The sequence below is a fragment of the Chloroherpetonaceae bacterium genome, from assembly GCA_033763895.1.
GTDB lineage: Bacteria > Bacteroidota > Chlorobiia > Chlorobiales > Thermochlorobacteraceae > JANRJQ01.
The window spans coordinates 147,041-166,352 of record JANRJQ010000007.1; the positions used below are offsets into that span (position 1 = coordinate 147,041).

At 41.6% G+C, this 19,312-nt stretch carries 14 protein-coding genes; 6 read left to right on the plus strand and 8 right to left on the minus strand.

Going from position 1 to position 19,312, the window contains the following annotated elements; translation table 11 throughout:
- Positions 1-36: 36 nt before the first annotated feature.
- From SFU91_05690 to hisC, 3 genes are read right to left on the minus strand one after another with little or no spacing between them, the layout of a single operon-like run.
- Entirely contained in the window at positions 37-1,722 is a 1,686-nt protein-coding gene (locus SFU91_05690; GenBank protein ID MDX2128511.1) for a methylmalonyl-CoA mutase family protein, read from the minus strand.
- A gap of 56 nt (positions 1,723-1,778) precedes the next feature.
- Positions 1,779-3,065, minus strand: coding sequence for an FtsX-like permease family protein (locus tag SFU91_05695; GenBank protein MDX2128512.1), 1,287 nt, complete (start codon positions 3,063-3,065; stop codon positions 1,779-1,781).
- A complete protein-coding gene (hisC, locus tag SFU91_05700; protein ID MDX2128513.1) occupies positions 3,062-4,162 on the minus strand; it encodes a histidinol-phosphate transaminase in 1,101 nt (366 codons plus the stop codon). Before hisC ends, SFU91_05695 begins: the two co-directional genes overlap by 4 nt.
- 106 nt (positions 4,163-4,268) lie before the next feature.
- Here hisC and SFU91_05705 point away from each other — a divergent pair, with 106 nt between their 5' ends.
- Positions 4,269-4,487: a DUF2905 family protein gene (locus SFU91_05705; GenBank protein MDX2128514.1), complete on the plus strand. Its 219-nt coding sequence runs from the start codon at positions 4,269-4,271 to the stop codon at positions 4,485-4,487.
- A gap of 199 nt (positions 4,488-4,686) precedes the next feature.
- Complete coding sequence (locus tag SFU91_05710; protein MDX2128515.1) at positions 4,687-6,405, plus strand: SLBB domain-containing protein; 1,719 nt, start codon at positions 4,687-4,689, stop codon at positions 6,403-6,405.
- Positions 6,406-7,130: 725 nt separating this feature from the next.
- Here SFU91_05710 and SFU91_05715 read toward each other — a convergent pair.
- The gene (locus SFU91_05715; GenBank protein MDX2128516.1) at positions 7,131-7,400 is read right to left on the minus strand and encodes a DUF433 domain-containing protein; all 270 of its coding nucleotides are present in this window, start codon (positions 7,398-7,400) and stop codon (positions 7,131-7,133) included.
- 460 nt (positions 7,401-7,860) lie between these two features.
- Between SFU91_05715 and SFU91_05720 the strand changes: the two genes are divergently transcribed.
- Both SFU91_05720 and SFU91_05725 read left to right on the plus strand, forming a co-directional pair.
- Positions 7,861-8,097 (plus strand): hypothetical protein, encoded by a 237-nt coding sequence (locus tag SFU91_05720; GenBank protein MDX2128517.1) that lies wholly within the window; start codon positions 7,861-7,863, stop codon positions 8,095-8,097.
- Complete coding sequence (locus tag SFU91_05725; GenBank protein MDX2128518.1) at positions 8,079-8,411, plus strand: type II toxin-antitoxin system VapC family toxin; 333 nt, start codon at positions 8,079-8,081, stop codon at positions 8,409-8,411. The genes SFU91_05720 and SFU91_05725 overlap by 19 nt, the downstream gene beginning before the upstream one ends.
- A gap of 318 nt (positions 8,412-8,729) precedes the next feature.
- Here the strand turns inward: SFU91_05725 and SFU91_05730 are convergent, their stop codons facing one another.
- Both SFU91_05730 and SFU91_05735 read right to left on the minus strand, forming a co-directional pair.
- On the minus strand, positions 8,730-9,185 hold the full coding sequence (locus SFU91_05730; protein ID MDX2128519.1) for a hypothetical protein: 456 nt from the start codon (positions 9,183-9,185) through the stop codon (positions 8,730-8,732).
- A gap of 86 nt (positions 9,186-9,271) precedes the next feature.
- Positions 9,272-10,255 (minus strand): RHS repeat-associated core domain-containing protein, encoded by a 984-nt coding sequence (locus SFU91_05735; GenBank protein MDX2128520.1) that lies wholly within the window; start codon positions 10,253-10,255, stop codon positions 9,272-9,274.
- Between the two features lie 110 nt (positions 10,256-10,365).
- On the opposite strand from SFU91_05735, the gene SFU91_05740 reads away from it, so the two are divergent.
- Positions 10,366-10,674, plus strand: a complete 309-nt coding sequence (locus SFU91_05740) for a type II toxin-antitoxin system HigB family toxin (protein MDX2128521.1) — start codon at positions 10,366-10,368, stop codon at positions 10,672-10,674.
- Positions 10,675-10,732: 58 nt separating this feature from the next.
- The gene (locus SFU91_05745; GenBank protein ID MDX2128522.1) at positions 10,733-11,110 is read left to right on the plus strand and encodes a helix-turn-helix domain-containing protein; all 378 of its coding nucleotides are present in this window, start codon (positions 10,733-10,735) and stop codon (positions 11,108-11,110) included.
- Positions 11,111-11,485: 375 nt separating this feature from the next.
- Here the strand turns inward: SFU91_05745 and SFU91_05750 are convergent, their stop codons facing one another.
- Positions 11,486-17,701 carry an FG-GAP-like repeat-containing protein gene (locus tag SFU91_05750; GenBank protein MDX2128523.1) on the minus strand — a complete coding sequence of 2,072 codons (6,216 nt, stop codon included), beginning with the start codon at positions 17,699-17,701 and terminating at the stop codon, positions 11,486-11,488.
- Positions 17,702-17,723: 22 nt separating this feature from the next.
- A complete protein-coding gene (locus SFU91_05755; protein MDX2128524.1) occupies positions 17,724-18,818 on the minus strand; it encodes a hypothetical protein in 1,095 nt (364 codons plus the stop codon).
- Positions 18,819-19,312: the final 494 nt, after the last annotated feature.

Below are 19,312 nucleotides of genomic sequence, written 5' to 3' on the forward strand. Positions count from 1 at the left end.
TCCTCTACCCTGAATAGAATCTTTTATAATCCATCATTAAAAAACCGGCGTTTCTTGATACTCTCCGAATTCTTCACGAAGAACACTGCACACTTCGCCTAATGAGACATACGCGTGCATCGCTTTTATCAGCGAAGGCATCAAATTGGTTTGATTTTTCGCTGCATCGCGAATCTCGCGGATCGCAGTTTGTACATCTTCTTGATTTCTTGATGCTTTGAGTTCCCTTAGCCTTGCAATTTGCATGAGCTGAGATTCCGGTGTGATTTTAAGAATCGGAATATCAATCTTTTCATCTTTCTCATAATAGTCATTGACACCGACGATGATGCGGTCTTTACGGTCAATTTCCTGCTGATATTTGTAAGACGCATCCGCGATTTCCTTTTGTGGGAATCCTCTTTCGATTGCTTCAATCATTCCACCCATTCCCTCGATTTTCTCGAAATAGCGTTCAACGGCTTCTTCAATTTTCACTGTCAGTGATTCAAGGTAGTAACTACCGCCAAGTGGATCGACAGTATTAATCACGCCCGTCTCATTGGCAATAATTTGCTGCGTTCTTAAAGCAATCCTCACTGCCTTTTCACTTGGCAACGCAAGGGCTTCGTCCATTGAATTGGTATGCAAAGATTGTGTGCCACCAAGAACTGCCGCAAGCGCTTGAAACGCCACACGCACAATGTTGTTTTCAGGCTGTTGAACCGTAAGCGTGCATCCTGCTGTTTGCGTGTGAAAACGCAATTGCCAAGAGCGTTCTTCTTTCGCACCGTATTTGTATCGAAGCCGCTTTGCCCAAATTTTTCTTGCGGCTCTGAACTTTGCGATTTCCTCGAAGAAATCGTTGTGAGAATTAAAAAAGAATGAGATTCTCGGCGCAATCACATCGACATTCATTCCACGTTCAATTGCGGCTTCCAAATACGCAAAGCCATCGGCAAGCGTAAATGCAAGCTCTTGAACCGCGGTTGAACCGGCCTCGCGTATGTGATAACCTGAAACGGAAATCGGGTTGAATTTTGGCATCTCGGTGGCACAATATTCAAACATATCAGTGATAATGCGCATCGAGGGCGTTGGTGGAAAAATGTATTCCTTTTGAGCGATATACTCTTTCAAAATATCGTTTTGAATCGTTCCGCGGACTTGCTTCAGGTTTCGTCCTTGCTTTTGCGCTGTTGCAATAAATGCAGCAAGGGCAATCATTGCTGTAGAATTGATGGTCATTGATGTGGATACTTTTTCCAAATTGATGCCTTCAAATATTACTTCCATATCGGCGAGCGACGAAAATGACACGCCGCAGACCCCTACTTCTCCAGAGGCCATTTCGTGATCGCAATCCCAACCCATTAATGCCGGTAAATCGAAAGCAACCGATAATCCGTCTTGACCTCGCTCTAATAAAAACTTGTATCTCGCGTTGGTTTCTTCTGGTGTGGCAAAGCCCGAAAAGAGCCGCATTGTCCACCATTTGCCACGGTAAAGATTTTGATGAATAGAACGGGTATATGGGAATTCACCGCTGTTTCCAATTTCATTCTGATAAGAAATTGGTTCAGTGTCAAGCGGGGTGTAAAGCGGTTCAATCTTTTCCCAACTGAGGTTTTCAAACTTTTGAGAGAGCTCTGGATTGGCTTGATTCTTCTCTTTCCACCGTTGAAAGTCAATTTCCAAGCGTTCTAATTCAGAAATAGCAATATCCATATTTGGTGATGTCATAATTATTGGAATGTGTCTATGAAGTTAAGTAAAAATGATTAACTCCAAAGATTGAATTACAATTTCAGTGCTTCAACAGGCTTTAATCGAGAGGCAATTCGTGAAGGAATAAATGAGGCAACATAACACACAAAAAAGGCAAGGATGGTAACCGTTAGATAATGCCACGGATTGAACGAAAGGGGTAATTCTGATATGTAATAGGTCTCTTCCGGCAAGCCGATGATGTGAAGGTTCTTTTCCAAAATTGTAAGAAGGAAAGATAATAGATTCCCAATCACAATCCCAATTCCTCCAATAATCATTGCTTGAATGGTAAATACCCTTTGAATTCGCTTTGGGTCAAATCCTATGGTGAGAAGAATCCCTATTTCCTCTGTGCGTTCAAGAACAAAAATGAGCAACGTGGAAATGATATTGAACGAAGCCACAACCGTTAGTACAATAAGCAAAAGCGGAATGATGTTTTCTTGAAGTTTTAGCCAAGAGATGATATTTGAGTATTGCTCAAAGACGGTTTGTGAATACATCGGATACTCGGTGTATTGACTAACAATTCGTTCGGTTTCGCCAAGTAGAGTGAAATCGTTTGTTCTCAAATCAAATCCGGAAATCATTTTATCTTTTTTCAAAAAAGCTTGTAGTGCAGTTAAATTTGTAAAGACCTGCACTTCATCGAATCCTTGAGAAAGGCCGGTTTCATAAATGCCGATAACGGTTCCCTTTCGTAGCCTCATCAAAGAAATGACATCTCGTATCGTTAGGTTCATTTCATAAAAAGACTCCTCCTCCTCTTTTGAACCGATTATCAAAAGGTCTTCTCCGATTGAAACACCCAAGGTTGAAGCGAGTTTTTTTCCAATCACAATTGGAATTTTAACCGTGGGATTGTGGTCTTCAAGAGTTATTTCATCTAAAAATTTTCCCGCAATTATTTTATTTCTTAAAAAAGAAACATCTCGTTTCGGGTCTATCCCTTTCAGAATTATCGCATCAATTGAATTCAACTCTTTTTTGTCAATCGCTTTCAGAATTGCTTTTGATTGTAGGTAGGGAGAAACGGCTTCAATGTTGGGGATTACGGTAAGTAATGAATCAAAGGCTTTGGAATAACCAACCATTTTATTTCCTAAGTGGCTCACATTAATATGCGACCCAAAGCCAATTAATTTGGATTGAATGATTTCTGAAAATCCATTCACAATACCCAAAGCGATAATCAGTGCTGAGGTTCCAAGTGAAACGCCTAAAGCCGCAGCCCAAGCAAGAAACGACGCCTTTTTCCCTCGCCCATTCTTACTTGAGAAAATAAACCTTGTTGCAATTTCCCATTCCAGCGTCATTTTGAAAACGAAGGCATGATTTCGGCAAGCGCGTTCAAAAGCCGTTCGTTTTCTTCTTTTTTCCCAATACCCACGCGTAAACATCCCGTCATCATTGGGTAAGACGAGACATCACGAACCAAGATATTTCTTGATTGAAGCAATTGAAATACTTGCTTTGGATCGGAAACTCGGATCACGAAAAAGTTCGCATCGGTTTCAAAGACTTTTGTATTTGGAATTTCTTTCAAAAGAATTTCCATTCGCGCTCGCTCTTCTAAAATCGAATTCACTTGAGATTGTATCAAATCATACCGTTCGATGAGTTTCACAGTTGTAATTTCAGCAAGGCGAGACGAGGCAAAGGGAATCTTTGGTTTCAGCAATTCAGCGATTAAATCGGGGTTACTGATCGCAAACCCGACTCTTAACCCTGCTGCTGCAAATGCCTTTGAAAAGGTTCTTAGAATTACCACATTTCCATAATCGTAAATAAGCGAAAGCGCTGACTTCTGCCGAGAGAATTCGATATAGGCTTCATCAATCAGAACAATAGCATTGGATTCTTCAACAATGCGAAGTGTATCTTCAAATTTTAGTGATTTACCCGTTGGGTTATTGGGTGTGGTGAGTGTAATCAGATTAGGCCTTGAGCGCTCGGCTTCCTCCAAAATAGATTCAACATCATAATCGAGTTCATCCGTCATTCCAACTTTCAAAATCTCTGCTTGAAGAATCCCCGCGACTTTCTCATAGAGCGAAAAGTTAGGCGTGGGAATCAGCACTTTTGCACCACGCCACAGAGTAGCCAAAAAAATCGTGTAAATCAGTTCATTGGATCCATTTCCGCCCATCACACATTCTTTTGGCACACCGATATGGTTTGCAAAACTTTCAATGGCTTCTTGAGGGAATAAATTGGGATATCGGTTCCATTCTTCTTTATAGAAAGTATTAAGGATATCTAATTTTAAGTCGTTTGGGATGTCATTCGGGTTTTCATTCTGATTGAGTTTTACTTCTGCTACTTGCCCGCCAACAACAGCATAAGGCGTCATTTCGCGAAGCGCCGGATTGATATGATCCAGAAAATCTTTTTCTGTTGGAAATTTCAGCATTTCTAATTTGATATTACTTTTGTAAACCAACCTGAGCAACTTAAGGTTGATTTTCCTTTAAGAATGAAAATAACAAAGCCGCGTGGATTCTCTTGCAAAACTTTTTGTGTCTCTAGGAATCTTATTTCTCTTCGTCGGGATTGGGATTTGGGGATTGAATCGAGTAGGAATCCACCCTTTCTCTTGGTTTGGTCGATTGCCGCTTGACTTTCAATTGGACTACCCAAATATCAAGTTCTATTTTCCCTTGGGTAGTATGATTTTAATCTCACTCTTCTTAAGCCTCATACTTTATTTGTTTAACAAGTTTCGCGGCCAGTTTTAAGAAATTGAGATTCTTGATTGGATCAACGAACAAATCTTTAACCGGCTTCGCTTTTACATTGTAGGATAAAAGGCGGTTCTTTATCTTTATTTCTTTCAATTTCAATATTCACTTGATGACTCGGCTCTCATTATTCATTCTCAGTTTCCTTTTCGTCAACGCGTTTTCTCTTTCCGCCCAAGATTTAAATCAACTACGGATGTTTGGCGATCAATCAAATACGACTACGCCGGCAGGGGAAAGTCGTTCTCTTCTTCTCAAGAACTACTTTTCATCATTTAATCAAGATCAAAGCCCCATCGACCGTTTATCGAATTCCACTCAAGCCTCTCCTGTATTTCCATCTTTTCCTCTTGAAGGGGTCATTGACCCAAGTAAATATCTATTAGGTTCAGGAGATATATTTGAAATTAGTGTTGCGAGTGTAACCCCGGTTATTTTTAGGGTTAGCGTGAATGTTGAAGGTAAAATAAACATCCCAAATGTTGGTTCATTTGAAGCCGCGGGAAGATATCTTAGTGAAATTAAACCTGAAATCATTTTAAAATTAAAAAGACTCTATAAAGACGAAGCAATCAATGTTTCTTTATCCAATCCTCGTTCATTCATTATTGCAATTTCAGGCGCTGTTAAAACCCCCGGAAAATATGTTGTTTCTTCGCTTGACCGTTTGGATAAAGTGATTTTGCAATCAAACATTTCTCCCCCAGAGCCAACACAGTTGGCTCCAAATATTCAAAGTGATCGGTTAAATAGTGACAAGCTCTCGGTTAGGCTTTATCCAAATGCTAGCCCGCTTATTCAACCATCGCTCAGGCATATTTCTATCCGTCGAAAAAATGGCAGCGTATTTAAAGCAGACTTATTGCGGTTTTATTTAACCGGAGATCGATCAACCAATCCGAATCTTCAAGAGGGTGATGTTGTTACAGTGCAAAATGCCGCAGCAGGAGAAGTTGATAAAATAGGAATTTATGGGGCAGTACAAATTCCATTAATATGTGAATATCATCCGTCCGATAGCCTTCTCACCTTATTTTCATTTGCCCAAGGCGGAACTCAAAATGCTGATTTAGAACAGGTACAATTGGTACGAGAGAATAATGGCACCTTTGAATCCAAAATTATTAATTTAACTCGCGTAATTGAAGGAAAAGAGCCGAATTTCCCACTTCTTCCTAACGATCGTATTCAAGTTCCAGAAAAAAAACATAAAAAATTAGGAAATATTACGATTAAAGGAGAAGTTAAATACCCCGGTTATTTTTCAATTCATGAAGGTGAAACGACATTAAAGCAAGTCATTACCCTTGCCGGAGGATTTACTGAAAATGCATTATTAAATGGTGCAAAGATTTTTAGAAAACCAAAACCGGAAGATCCAAATGCAAGAGAACCGATATCCGTGACAGACCCCGGCTTCGAACGGGCAAGAATTGTTCGTGGGAGCAACCTTAGTTCCGAAGAGGCACAAACCTTTGATTTAGATTTTGCGGCAAGAAGAAATTTTGTATCCGCGAATTTTAACGAGATTTTCTCAAAAGAGAGCAATAAAGATATTGAGCTTTTAGATGGCGATGTTGTGATTATCCCAAAGGATGATCAAACCGTGTATATCGTCGGTCAAGTTCAACGACCCGGTTTTATTAAATATCGAAGCGGTTGGAAAGTGGAGGACTATATTTTAGCGGCGGGCGGTGAAACCTCGGAATCTTCCGGCGATGTTAAAATTATGAAAGCAGGAAGCGATGAATGGAAAAACCCCGGCGAAACCATCATTGAATCCGGCGATTGGATTATTGCCCCGAAAAGAGTAAGAAAAACATTTTCTCAGGTACTCTCTGAATATTCACCGATATTATCACTCTTTGCGACAGTGGTTACCTTAGGTGTTTTAATCTTTCAAGTTACTCGCTAAAAATTCCATTTCGCTTGAAATGAATCTCATTTTCTAATTAAGAATAAAGCGACCAAGAGATCCCCCCACACATTTTCAATTTTTTAACTCCTTCCGCTCGGTGATTTTGACATACTCAATCACCTTCGCTTTTCACTCTTCACTTTTTTTCTTCACTGAATTTATTACTTCACCAGCATGATATTCTTTGCTTGGATAAAACTCCCTGATTGCTGCGACCTTGATGAGCTCACTTGAGTGCTTGACGAGTTGATTTCAATCCAGTAGAAATAAAGAGCTCTGGTTGAACAAAAAACTCCCCATTCCTTACCACATACTTCAAAGGCGCATTTCCGCAGAAGCCGTAGGGCGAGAACTGCTGGTCGGCGGGGTCTATGGCATAGAAGCGGTTGAAAAAATTATTAGAATGAGATTTGAATTAAACTGGTCCAGAAATTAAAATCGAAATTTCGTTTTCTCCAATTCGGATTGTTTTCCCCATTCTTTTTTTCTTTGTTTTGAAACTTGGGTGTTTAAGAAATCGGCGGATTGCAATTGCCACTTGGTCTGGCTGTATTCTTAAAACTACAAGGCAATACGATTAGTGGTTCCAATTTAATTTTTCAAAATCACTATCCCTTGTAAAGAAAGTTACTTCTTTGAGGGAGTGAAGGAGAGGGAGAATATGATTAACATCTTGCATCCCTTTTTGCCCGATTTCAACCCCGATTTGACGGAAGGGTATCTTAAACAGCCGAAGTTTTTTTCGCTCTTCTTGTGCGATATTCTCGTCGAGTATGTACATCTCGAATTGATTTAATAGCTAATTCTACAGCTTCAGCAACAGCTTCAGGTGGAATAAGTGAATTATATTTTTCTGAAATAGATTGAAACGTTTTCCCTTTAGAGACATAAAATAGTGCATCTGCTACCGCGATTCTCGTCCCTATGAAACGCAATTCACCATTTCCTTTTTCAGAGTCGGATTCGATGTACTTTCCTAAGATTTTTCTCATGAGGCTCTTTTATTGTTCATCTTAGATAACTATTTGTTTTCAAAAACCAAAATGTAGCTTATAAATTTTTGCCCTTAGTTTCAATAACATAGCGTAGGTCGAGAACTGCTGATCGGAGGGGTCAATGGTACAGAAACGGTTGAAGTCGGTGTTGTAAATACGTGCCCTAAAGTTTCAGAGTTTGCCGTCGCCTTCGTTTTCTTGGCCGGAGAAGTAATAGCGGTACCACTATGTTAGGCCGTTACCTACAGTTGCATACTTTATTATACTAGAGGTGGGAAGGTCTGTCACTTCTGATTTGCTCTTACAATTTTTCCTCAAGTATATCAGTAGAACTTTTCACATACAGAGGTTTACTCAGTTTAAAAGCTACTAAATTTTCGTATATTGTCAGATTCTGAAATTTGATTCAAATCTATTTTGAGTATCGTGTTTATACCTTTTTTCTATATGTCGGTATATGATAAAGAAAATTTTAACTCCTCAACAGAACAGTTATAACTTGAGCATACCTCCAAACTATATCGGTAAAAAGATTGAAATACTGATTTATGCTTTGGACGAAGTCGTACCTGAAAAGTTTGCTTCCCCAAAAAAGACCTTTTCTGATTTCTGTGGTATTTTATCGGAAAGTGATTATCAATCATTAAAAGCCCACTCCGAAGAGGCGCGAAAAGAATGGAACAGAGATATTTAATCGATACCAATGTTATCATTGATAATTTCGGAAACAAGCTTACTCCAAGCGCAAAATTTTTCTTTAATAACTTAGAAATAATTATTTCTGCTATTACAAAGATTGAATTATTAGGTTGGAAAGGTGCTACAGAAAATCAATTAACCCCGGTATATCGATTTATTGAACTTGTGACTGTTTTACCAATCAGTGAAGATGTAGTAAACCTCACAATTTCTATCAGGCAATCCAAAAAAATTGCTTTAGGGGACGCTTTAATTGCCGCTACCGCAATTGTTTATGACTTTAATTGCCGCTACCGCAATTGTTTATGATTTAACACTCATTTCCCGGAATATCGCCGATTTTACGAATATTGATGGACTAAAAATTCTTGACTCGAATACTCTTTAATAGTAGTATCCGTGCTAAGTCATATTTTAATAAATGTTTCCCTCCTTAGTACTTTAATAAATATTTTCAAAACCATCAACGGCGAATTTCCGCAGAAAGCGTAGGGCGAGAACTGCTGGTCGGCGGGGTCTAAGGCATAGAAACGGTTGAAGTCGGTGTTGTAAAGCCGTGCTTTAAAGTTCCAAAGTTTGCCATCGCCTTCGTTTTCTTGGCCCGTGTAGTAATTTCTATCCTATTACTTATCTCGGATAAGTAAGTCTTCCATTGAGTCGAGCTATTTCTTCAATACTAAAGTCATATCTTACAATTATCTTATATCCAGCACGAATTTCTTCCCAACTGTATTTGGCGACTGTATCGGGATCAAATATGTAAATTGATAATGTATCTGATGATGAACCAATTTCTTTGCGTAAAATAGTCTCATAATCATCGCTAAAGACACCCAAATACAAATACGTGTAGTCAATTATGTAATGAGTGTCACCGGGTATAAGTTTACTAAAATTAGGCTTAAAAGATGGTAAAGTTGTATCTGGATGTATTGATCCTTGATACGGGTCTGGATATGGTTGAGCCCCTACTAAATAGAGAAGGGTGTCAGTGGAATTATTAGAAAGACTTACATTATATCTCCCGACACAACCAACTAATGATAAAGTAAATAATGCTAAAAGAAATATTTTTTTCCACATATATAATAAATTTATTTTCTTAATAAAATTGGAGGAAATTGACTCTGTCGAGGATAAATCCGAGGGTAGTCTCTTTCAAAATTATTTCAATTCACCCCATACCTTGCAAAATAATCCGCCGCATATCGATTGGCCTCCATTTCAAAATCTTGTATGTCATGCGTGCTAATTCTAGCACCCCAAGGGTCATTTCTTACCCACTGTGCTGACATAGCACTCAATAAACTGGGGATACCAATATTAGACAAATATCTAAATCCCAACTTTCGACTTTGAAAAGTATGACCATATTCGTGCATCAATAGGGGGTCATTAAGTATATCAAATGATGAATTTGGTGTGTCTGCCCAGATATGCTTACCTAAGGAAACACCACTTCCTTTACCGTTATAACTTACTGAAAAAGTTACTCCACCAAAGTATCTGACCTCGTCCACATTTCCTGTTAGGTTCATCCATTGTGAGGTTATAGCTCCAATATTTGATTGGGGTTGCTCCCAACTATTTTGGAGTATTCCACTCCCTATTTTTTCCCAGAATCCTTTTGTTTCATCCAAATAATAGTCTCCCAGAAAAATTTTAACTGAATTTTCTAAACACGTAAAATCAAGTGAGAAGACCGAATTTGTAAAATTAAATGGAATGCTGAGTGAAGAGGTTAAATTCTTTAGCGCATCTGTACCGGCGATGATAGGCCCTATAATCGGAATACTATAAGTTAACCCCTTTCCAAGCGTTGAACCAACCCTACTAATAGAGCCACTTACTACTGCATCAAGGCCGTCAAATACATTCTTTATATTTCCCTCATATATTTGTGTAATAAGGTTAAATACTCCAAAAATATTGAAAAACTCCCCATTCCTATCTACAAACATCAGCGGCGAATTCCCGCAGAAGGCGTATGGAGAGAACTGCTGGCCGTTGGGGTCTAAGGCATAGAAACGGTTGAAGTCTGTATTGTAAAGCCGTGCTCTAAAGTTCCAGAGCTTGCCATCGCCTTCGTTTTCTTGGCCGGAGATGTATTTTAGGAACTTTAGTGTCGGGTCGCCGCCTACGAAGGTAGGCATTAAATCCATCTTCTTAATCCGTCCTCTTACCTTGTGTTAAGAACTTCTTTTTTGTTTTAATTATTTTTTCTATATTTCTAAGTTACATAAATTGTAATTTAGTTCTAAGTTTGGTTATAATAAAAAAATATCCGTTTATTGCTTTTATTAAGGCACATGCTGATTCCTCTATTCCATTACAAGAATGGTACCATTCTGTTAAGTCAGCTAGTTGGAAGAATCATGCTGATTTGAAAGCACATTACCCTTCTGCTGATTTTATCGGAAACGGAAGGTATGTTTTCAACATCAAGGGTAATAAATATAGATTAATTGCTTTTGTACACTTTAAGATTCGTACTGTCTTTATCAAATTTATTGGAACACATGCAGAATATGATAAAATCGATCCTAAAACCATAGAGCAAATTGATTATTAATTGATTGAATTAATAATAGGGTTATTTTTGTATCAAAACTTTAATTAGTATATCTCTCATGAAAATCAAAACAAAATCAGAATACACTGCCGCAATAAAGAAACTTGAAACTTGGGCACAAAAAAATCCTGATGGAAATGATCCTGAAACGAACATGAAAATGCAAATGATTTCTGAAGCAATTGAAGCCTATGAGGATAAATCTCTGCCAAGTTCATTTCGGGAAATTCCCCAACCAACCACAATACCAGATGCTTTAAGATATAAAATGTATGAACTTAATCTAGACCAAAAAGATTTGGCAAAAAAATTGGGTATTGCACCGACAAGAATTTCTGAAATTCTTTCAAAAAAGAGAAAAATAAATTTGAGTTTAGCAAAAAAGCTACACTCAAAACTCGGGCTTGATCCAAGGTTTATTTTAGAAAAAGCTTAATTGAATTTAATTAGGATTTACCTTTGTATTGAATTATTTATTCGGATTTACGAATTCTTACTGTAAATTCTTTTTTCTTCCTATTTCCGCAGAAGGCGTAGGGCGAGAATTGCTGGTCGGCGGGGTCTAAAGCATAGAAACGGTTGAAATCGGTGTTGTAAAGTCTCGCTCTAAAGTTCCAGAGCTTGCCATCGCCTTCGTTTTCTTGGCCGGAGAAGTAATAGCGGTAAAAAAATGTTAAGCACTAATCGATTCATTAGTGTCTCTTAGAGTTTTACTAATGTCGTGCTCACCACAGATTCCCGACGCGTCGCTCCACGACTTGCGGAAATGACATAAAGGGTACAACGCTTCTTCAATCTTAATTGACAACTCCTACTTCACCAACATCATCTTCTTTGTTTGCACAAAATTGCCTGATTTCAACTGATAGAAATACACCCCGCTCGCGAGCTTCGCCGCATTGAAATTCACTTGATACTTCCCTGCCTCTTTTGGTTCATTCACGAGTGTAGTCACTTCGCGACCCAACACATCATACACCTTAAGCGTCACTTGCCCGCTTTGCGGCAATTGATACGCAATCACCGTATTCGGATTGAAGGGGTTCGGGAAGTTTTGTTCAAGCGCAAACTCCGTTGGTAACAATGTCCTTACTTCACTTTCAAGCAACGTTTTATCACCTACCAATACCTTAAAACTCATCACATCTTTCGTTCCGGCAAAGCCATACACACAGCTTCTACTTAGCGAACTCACCCGCTTTTGCGATTCATCCACCAGAAGCACTTCCAAACCCTTTGGAACAGACTCAATCCCCATCACCTGAATCGTATGCCATCCACGTTTCAACGACCGCACTTCAAACTGCCATTCTTCTTTACCGACAAAGGGCGGACGGATATCCACGCTATATCGCGGAAACGCCTCATCCCAATTGCTATGCGGGAAATAGAGGTACGCCAAATCATGCGCAAGCGGTGGCTCGGGATAATCAAATGCATCGCGCCCTTTTGTGGCTACAGATGATACGCCAAGCTCATTATCCACATCTTTATTTTCTGGCGTGGTTAAGTGGATTTTCAAACGCCAGCCATCAGTAGCGTTCTCCGCAAATCGTTGAGATTCTTCCGTGGTGGAAAGTGTGGTTGTTGTGGCGGGGTTAGGAATCACCAATTGTGTAATGCCGGCAGGGATATTCACATAATATCCAACATACGGCGTCATTGTATTTTCAATGGTATATGCACCATTATAGCCGCGAAGTGCCGAGCCGCTGAGGTCGCCGAAAACCGAGGTCGCCGTTTGAACCGCACTCCACGACACCGCCGTGTTAAACGGATTGGTGATAATATTCCAACTATTTGCACGCACAGGGATAAGTGCACGGTTATTCGAGAGCGAAAGATTCCCGTTAAAAGCCGGTGCGGTTAATCCCCTGCGTGCTATAACCCAAACGCCTTCACCAATATTGGTTCGCGAGGCCGGTTGAAGTAAATCGTATGTAGTGCCATTGTCAGTAAAAATGCGCCAATCTTTGGCATCGACTTGAGTAATACCAAAATCAGATGGAGAAATTCCACGACCCGGCAGCCCTGTAAGTCGATAACTCGTATTCGAGACCGTTTCTTGTCCGCTTAAATTCGGGACACTCGGTAAGGCTTGTGCCGCTATTGAAATCGGTGATGAAACGGCAGCCGAAACCGTGCCTGAAACATTGACCGTTTGTGCGGCCGCGCCTGTACTGGTATGTGTAATTTGACCGGACGGCGTGCCTGCGGTTTGACCTGTAAGCCGCACTTGAATGGCCGTTGGCCCCACCGTTCCGCCTAATTGAGATAGGTTAATGATTGAACCGAATTGACCTTGATTCCCAACACGAATTGCATAGCCCGTTGGTGCTGTAATTACGACTTGAGCGGTTAACCCCGACCACGAAACCTGATACCCCTGAACCTGAGATGGGATACCAATTGATGTTGAAAACGCAGTCATCGAAGAGGAGACTGTTATGGATGAAAGGGTTGAAGCAACATTCCCCGATACCGCAACCGTTTGAGTAAGTGCACCAGTTGAAGCGTGTGTGATGTTTCCGCTAAAATTTCCTTGCGACGTTCCGGTGAGCCTCACCTCAATTGGTGTTGTTGGAAGTGAATCTCCTTGTCTTGCAAATGCTAACCGAGAAACAAATACATTTTGTGTTCCCCCTCGCCTGACTTCAAAGCCTGCCGGAGGTGTCACAATCAAGCTATCTGAAAGATTTCTGCCATTTACAAAATATTGCGACGTGCTCGAAGGCGTACCGGCGGTTGTACTAAAATTAAATGGTCCAACAGTGCTAAGCCCAATCAAAGGATTTTCAGTAGTGACACTTCCGCTCACCGCCACATTTTGCGTGGTTGCGCCTGTGCTCGTATGGGTGATGTTCCCGCTGAATGAACCTGCAATTGCGCCGGTAAGCCGAACTTGAATGGTGGTAATTGCAAGCGTACCGCTTGAAGGCGCAAGACTCAGCGCACTTGTTTGAAAACTGCCACTCGTCCCTTGCCGAATCTCAAACCCGCTTGGTGGTGTAATGACGACATTCCCCGTTAGGTTTGACCCGGAAACCGTGTATTCTTGCGCTGTTGAAGGCGTGCCTGTAGTTGAAGAAAAAGCGTTTAGGGTTGAACTACTTACGGTGACAAATGAGGTCGCTGTCACCGTGCCGCTCACCGCAAGTGCGAATGGGGTCGCGCCACTCGAGGTCACGCGAACGGAATCGGAAACGTTACCCGATGTTGTTCCTGCTAAACGAACTTGAATGGTCAAGTTTTGCAAAGTTCCACCAACAACGCTCGATGTCATTTGCGATTGAAATGACCCGCTTGTCCCAAAGCGCCCTTCAAATCCATTTGGAAAGGATACAGAAATCGATTCGCGGACATTCGTCACATTTAGTGAAAACGATTGCGTTGCGGAAGGAACCCCCGGGGTAGTTGCAAAAGTTGTGAGAGAACCGGAAGCGAGCGAAAGTTGCGGCGTTGTTCCCGTTAAATTCCTTGAAAAGGTTAATAGATTCGGATCTTGAGCAGTAATCAGGTCAAGCCTACCGTCGCGATCCAAATCTGCCGTTAAAACTTCATTCACATTCGACAAAAATACCCTTGCACTTACCGCGCTTGCAAACGACGATACCCCAAGCGCCCCGGGCGAACTCACATTTCTATAAACCAATAATTGGGAAGTAAAGCCGGTATTACACACAATTAAGTCGTTTCGCCCATCGCCATCAATATCCGATGCATCAACATCGTTATAATTCCCCGAGACAGCGGAGTAAGAAACAAACCCGATAAAACCTTGCGAGCTGATGGCTGAACCGCTCGTAATATTATTTTGAATAAACATCACGACAACCGGAGAAAAGCGATTGGTAAAAACAAAATCAAGCCGACCATCACCATCCAAGTCGGAGAGTTTGAGATTATAGGCAGGATTGACGGAGTTCAGCGCAACTTGGGTTCCTAATGTGGTGGCAGTGAAATTTCCCGTTCCCGCATTGTTTTGATAAATGAGAATAGTCGCGCTGTTTCTGAAACCCACAGCGATATCCACTTTCGAATCACCATTCAAATCCCCAACAGCCAAAAATTCATTTCCTGAAAACCCGCTTGAATAATTCACCGCCGTTTGAAACGCCGCACTCGTTAAACTTCCACCGGAATAGAGATTTCTAAGCAGACTGATGCCATTGGTGCCGTTGCGATTGCTCACCACAAGGTCTAACCGGCCATCGTTATCAATATCGGCTATCGCCACTTGCCCGGGCTCTGAAAAACCTGAAATCACAATCGGGGCTTGGAATGAAATGCTGCCAGATGTAGAAGTATTTCGGAAAATAGAAATCGAGCCGCCGAATAAATTATTGCAAACAATATCCACTCGCCCATCGCCATCAAAATCACCGGTGGCGAGATGGTTTGGAAAATCGCCGCCTGTCGAAAGGTATAGGGGGGATGAAAAGAAGGATTGGCTGAGCAATTGCGGGTTATTTGTATTTCGAAATATAACCAAGGAATCGCGCGAGGGATAAGCAGCGATAATATCCAAGATGCCGTCATTATCGAAATCCACAGCTTTGGGAGAAAACGGCTGATCGATAAGATCAAGCGAGGCGGTCGAAGCCAATGAGCTTGGCGCAAAAGCGGTTGAGCCGGAAATCGTTGGTGTAAATTTTCGTGTGCTCAGCGCAGTTAAGCCCGTAGCCGTATTGGTTACAGAAATAAAATCGTTTTGAGCATTGGTAGGCGTAGTGACGGTCAGTTGCGTTGCGGTCGCGGCGGTTACGGTGGCTATGGCAGTGCCAAACCGCACTTGATTATTCGCTGCCGTGGTATTAAACCCGCTGCCTATGATAGTAATCGGCGTTCCTTCTGAACTATTGGCGCTGGTTGGGGTGAAGGAGCTAATGCTTGGTCGTAGCGATGGATTCACAGTACCAAGAACAGAAACCGTTACTGATTGAGCGCCGGTGCTGGTATGGGTGATTGTCCCATTAAATGAACCCAAGGTTACGCCGGTAAGTCTTGTTTCAATTTGAATTGATGCGGCTTGGACTCCGATAGCCAACCGAGTTGAATATGGGTTTGTCGTTCCCCCCCGTCGAATTTCTAACCCTTGGGAAGCCGTAAGAATCAAACTATCGGTTAGGTTTTCACCTTGAACGGTATAAATATTTGAATTGGATGGAATCCCTTGTGTTGTTGCCAGAGGAGGTAATGAATTTGAGCTTACCGTAATTTTAGGACCACCTGTTACATTTCCTGAAACCGGAATTTTGAGCGAAATGCTTGATGAGGAGTGACGCATCGTGTCACTGATAGTTCCCGTTTGACCGCCAGTTAAGCGAAGCCCAATCGGAAATGCCGGATTTGTTCCAAAAGAAAAATTTGTACTGACTTGATTTGAAAATGTTTGGACCGCGCCATATTGAAATTCAAACCCTGTGGGCGCAACAATGTTTAGCGCTTCACGCAGGTTTTTGACATTCAATGAATAGGTTTGAACATTAGAGGCAATACCAAAAGAAGTTGAAAATGAATTTAAGGTGCTTGGGGCCGCTGAAATTTCTGCAACAGTGCCCAACAAATTTTTGGCAAATCCATAAACAATCGATTTCGTTGAATAAAACAAATCTAATCTTCCATCATTATCCAAGTCCAAAATGGCCGCACTTTGAATATCTGCGGGGTCAGAACTCACAACCCTTGCCGCAAGAAAGGAATTGGATGATAAATTTCCCGAACTGTTATTTTGAAAAACGAGAATTTTACCTTCCCCGCCATTCACAGCAATTAGATCATTTTTTCCATCGCCATTAATATCTGCTGGGATTACATCTCTAAAACTACCGGAGGCCGCCGGGTAAACAATCGGTGCGCCAAACGAAGCAACGGTAAAGTTTCCTGAAAGCACATTATTTTGAATGAGAGAAAGCGAGGATGTACCGCTCTCATTGAGAAACACAAAATCTAAACGACCATCATTATTTAAATCAGAAAGTGTTAAATCCATTGTAGGATTGCCAACGTTTAGAGTAAATGGAGACGCAAAAGTCGATGATGTGAAATCGCCCGACGAGGCGGTGTTGCGCAATAGTACAAGCGAATTCTGTGTTCGATTCCCGACGCTAATATCCCCCTTCCCATCGTTATTAAGATCACCAACGGCAAAATACTCATTATTGGAGAGGCCTGTAGAAACATTAAACGCCTGCTTAAAAGAAATCTCTCCTAATGACTCTGATTCTCTTACATTTCGTACCAAACTAATGCCACTACTGCCACTGGCATTGGCGACGATTAGATCAAGTTTGCCATCTTGGTCTATATCCGCAATTGCCACTTGCGACGGGCTACTGAAACCGATGATATTAAAGGGGGTTCCAAAACTGATAGTGCCGCTTACCGATATGTTTCGGTAAATAGAAATTGCATTTGAAGATTGATTCACTAGTACTACTTCCGGTTTACCATCGTTATCAAGATCGCCAACTGCGGCATGAACCGGTAAAGTGACATTGGCTGGTAACGTGATTGGCGTATCAAAATATTCTGCTCCGTTGGTGTATCGGTTTTTATAAATTCCAAATGTTCCATTATTAAACAACGCCAGATAATCCGTTTTTCCATCATCATCAAAATCAGCCGCAAGTTGAAACGCGGATTCATTTGGAAAGTCACTCTGATTTGCCCACGAAAACGATTGTTCAGAAATGGATTCAGTAGGGGAAAAAGTTGGTGTGAATTTCAACTTCGAAACTCCCGTTCCATTTGTTTGGGGATTGGTCACGGTGATAAAATCATTCGTTGCGCCGGCAGGGACAGAAACCACCAATTGCGTCGCTGTTGCAGTGCTCGCCGTTGCCCGAGTTGCGCCAAACCGCACAACATTATTCGATACTGTGGTATTAAACCCACTGCCTGTGATAGTTACTGAGGTACCAACATTGCCGGAGCTTGGGGTAAAGGATGTAATTGCAATTTGCGCGAAGGCATGAACTAATAGTAACGGGGTAACAATCAAGTAAGTCAATAAAAACTTTTTCATTGCGGTGATCTTGGGTTTTGGTTTATGGTTGGTTTGTTGGTCTTATCGGTGGCGAAGGCAAATCGGGCAAAGCGGTAGGCGTGCCGGTATCTCCACCGCCGCCGCCGCCGCCAAGCAGCACAACCGCGCCCGCCCCCACAAGCCCGACACCGCCTAAAACCCAAAGCCACGGAAATCCGCCTTTGCTTTCTTCAACCTTGGTTGGTGCAGGCGGTTGAGGTGCTTTCGGTGGCGTTGAAGGTGCCATAGTTTGTGCACGGAGGAGTGAGTCTTCGCGCGCTTCTTTCACTCTTTGCGCTTCGGCTATTGCTTCTGCATTTTTTCCGCTTTCACGCTTTTGTGCGGCTTCAATGCTTTCGCGGGTACCAACCCAATAGGTTTTGGATTTATTCGGATTGATGAAAATATCTTGTTTGCCGGCAAAGAAATCTTTGGCTTGTACGGTGATGATTTGCGTAACCGAGGGCATCACCAAATAAGTAAAGATTTTTCGATCGTCGGAGATTACCGGATTTCCATAAAAGCCATCATCCACATTGGTGCTGATTTGGAGATTGACATCCAATGTATTTTTCAAAATCAGAACACCGTAGCCATTCTTGACCTCAGAGCCTGCAACTTCAGCCGCTTCAATGAATACAATCGACTTGCGTTCATCTTTGGGGTCTTCTTTTGCAGGGGCTAACGGCTGAACGGCAATCGGCGGCGGCATGTTTTCGCTCCTAAGCTTGACATCGTAATACTGCCCGATTTTTTCCTGAAAGGTGAGCGTGAGTTCTAAGTTTTCAAAAAGACTGTTGAGCGGGGTGAGTGTGATTCGGGTCGGCTTCTCTGCTTCAAAAAAAAGCGTGTAAACATACTTGGTTTCTTTGCCTCGCCCTTCCTTGCGTTTACGTGTATCAACGGGTTCGGGGTCGGAGAAAATATCCAGTTCCCCAACCTCTGACGCAAATACAACGGCACCTGCCTTTGGATAACTTGATGAAATCAGCGGTCCTGTTTTGGTGGGCTTCGCTTCGATAGGACGCGAGTCTTGCGCAAACAGGGCTTTATTTGCAATCAAAACAAGAAGAAGAAAGATAAAAACGCGACAGAGAGAAGTTGGCGAAAGGCGCATGTATAATTGAGTTGATTGATAGAGTAAATAAGTTTTTTTAGCTACGATAAGATAACCAATCCAACCTTTTGTTAAAAAAATTGAACAAAAAAGGCGACCCTGTGGACGCCTCAAACATTCACAATTTTTTAACTCACCAACGCTACAGTGATTTCGATACTTCGATAGTCTCAGCGCATTGCAGGCTCAATCACCTTCGCATTTCATTCTTCACTTATCACTCTTCACTGAATCTATTACTTCGTCAGAATCATCTTCTTTGTTTGCAAAAGGTTGCTCGATTGCAGCGAGCCTGACGTCCTAATTCTAATACGGTAGAAATATAATAGCTGCTTCAACAAAAAATCATTCCATTCCTATCCACAAACATCAGCGGCGAATTTCCGCAGAACGCGTAGGGCGAGAACTGCTGACCCTTGGGGTCTAATGCATAAAAACGGTTGAAATCGGTGTTGTAAAGCCGTGCTCTAAAGTTCCATAGCTTGCCGTTATTA

Excerpts from the sequence above, each read along its gene's own strand:
- SFU91_05690 (MDX2128511.1), bottom strand. The coding sequence starts at position 1,722 with ATGACATCACCAAATATGGATATTGCTATTTCTGAATTAGAACGCTTG.
- SFU91_05695 (MDX2128512.1), bottom strand. The coding sequence starts at position 3,065 with ATGACGCTGGAATGGGAAATTGCAACAAGGTTTATTTTCTCAAGTAAG.
- hisC (MDX2128513.1), bottom strand. The coding sequence starts at position 4,162 with ATGCTGAAATTTCCAACAGAAAAAGATTTTCTGGATCATATCAATCCG.
- SFU91_05710 (MDX2128515.1), top strand. The coding sequence starts at position 4,687 with ATGTTTGGCGATCAATCAAATACGACTACGCCGGCAGGGGAAAGTCGT.
- SFU91_05715 (MDX2128516.1), bottom strand. The coding sequence starts at position 7,400 with ATGAGAAAAATCTTAGGAAAGTACATCGAATCCGACTCTGAAAAAGGA.
- SFU91_05720 (MDX2128517.1), top strand. The coding sequence starts at position 7,861 with ATGATAAAGAAAATTTTAACTCCTCAACAGAACAGTTATAACTTGAGC.
- SFU91_05725 (MDX2128518.1), top strand. The coding sequence starts at position 8,079 with ATGGAACAGAGATATTTAATCGATACCAATGTTATCATTGATAATTTC.
- SFU91_05730 (MDX2128519.1), bottom strand. The coding sequence starts at position 9,185 with ATGTGGAAAAAAATATTTCTTTTAGCATTATTTACTTTATCATTAGTT.
- SFU91_05735 (MDX2128520.1), bottom strand. The coding sequence starts at position 10,255 with ATGCCTACCTTCGTAGGCGGCGACCCGACACTAAAGTTCCTAAAATAC.
- SFU91_05745 (MDX2128522.1), top strand. The coding sequence starts at position 10,733 with ATGAAAATCAAAACAAAATCAGAATACACTGCCGCAATAAAGAAACTT.
- SFU91_05750 (MDX2128523.1), bottom strand. The coding sequence starts at position 17,701 with ATGAAAAAGTTTTTATTGACTTACTTGATTGTTACCCCGTTACTATTA.
- SFU91_05755 (MDX2128524.1), bottom strand. The coding sequence starts at position 18,818 with ATGCGCCTTTCGCCAACTTCTCTCTGTCGCGTTTTTATCTTTCTTCTT.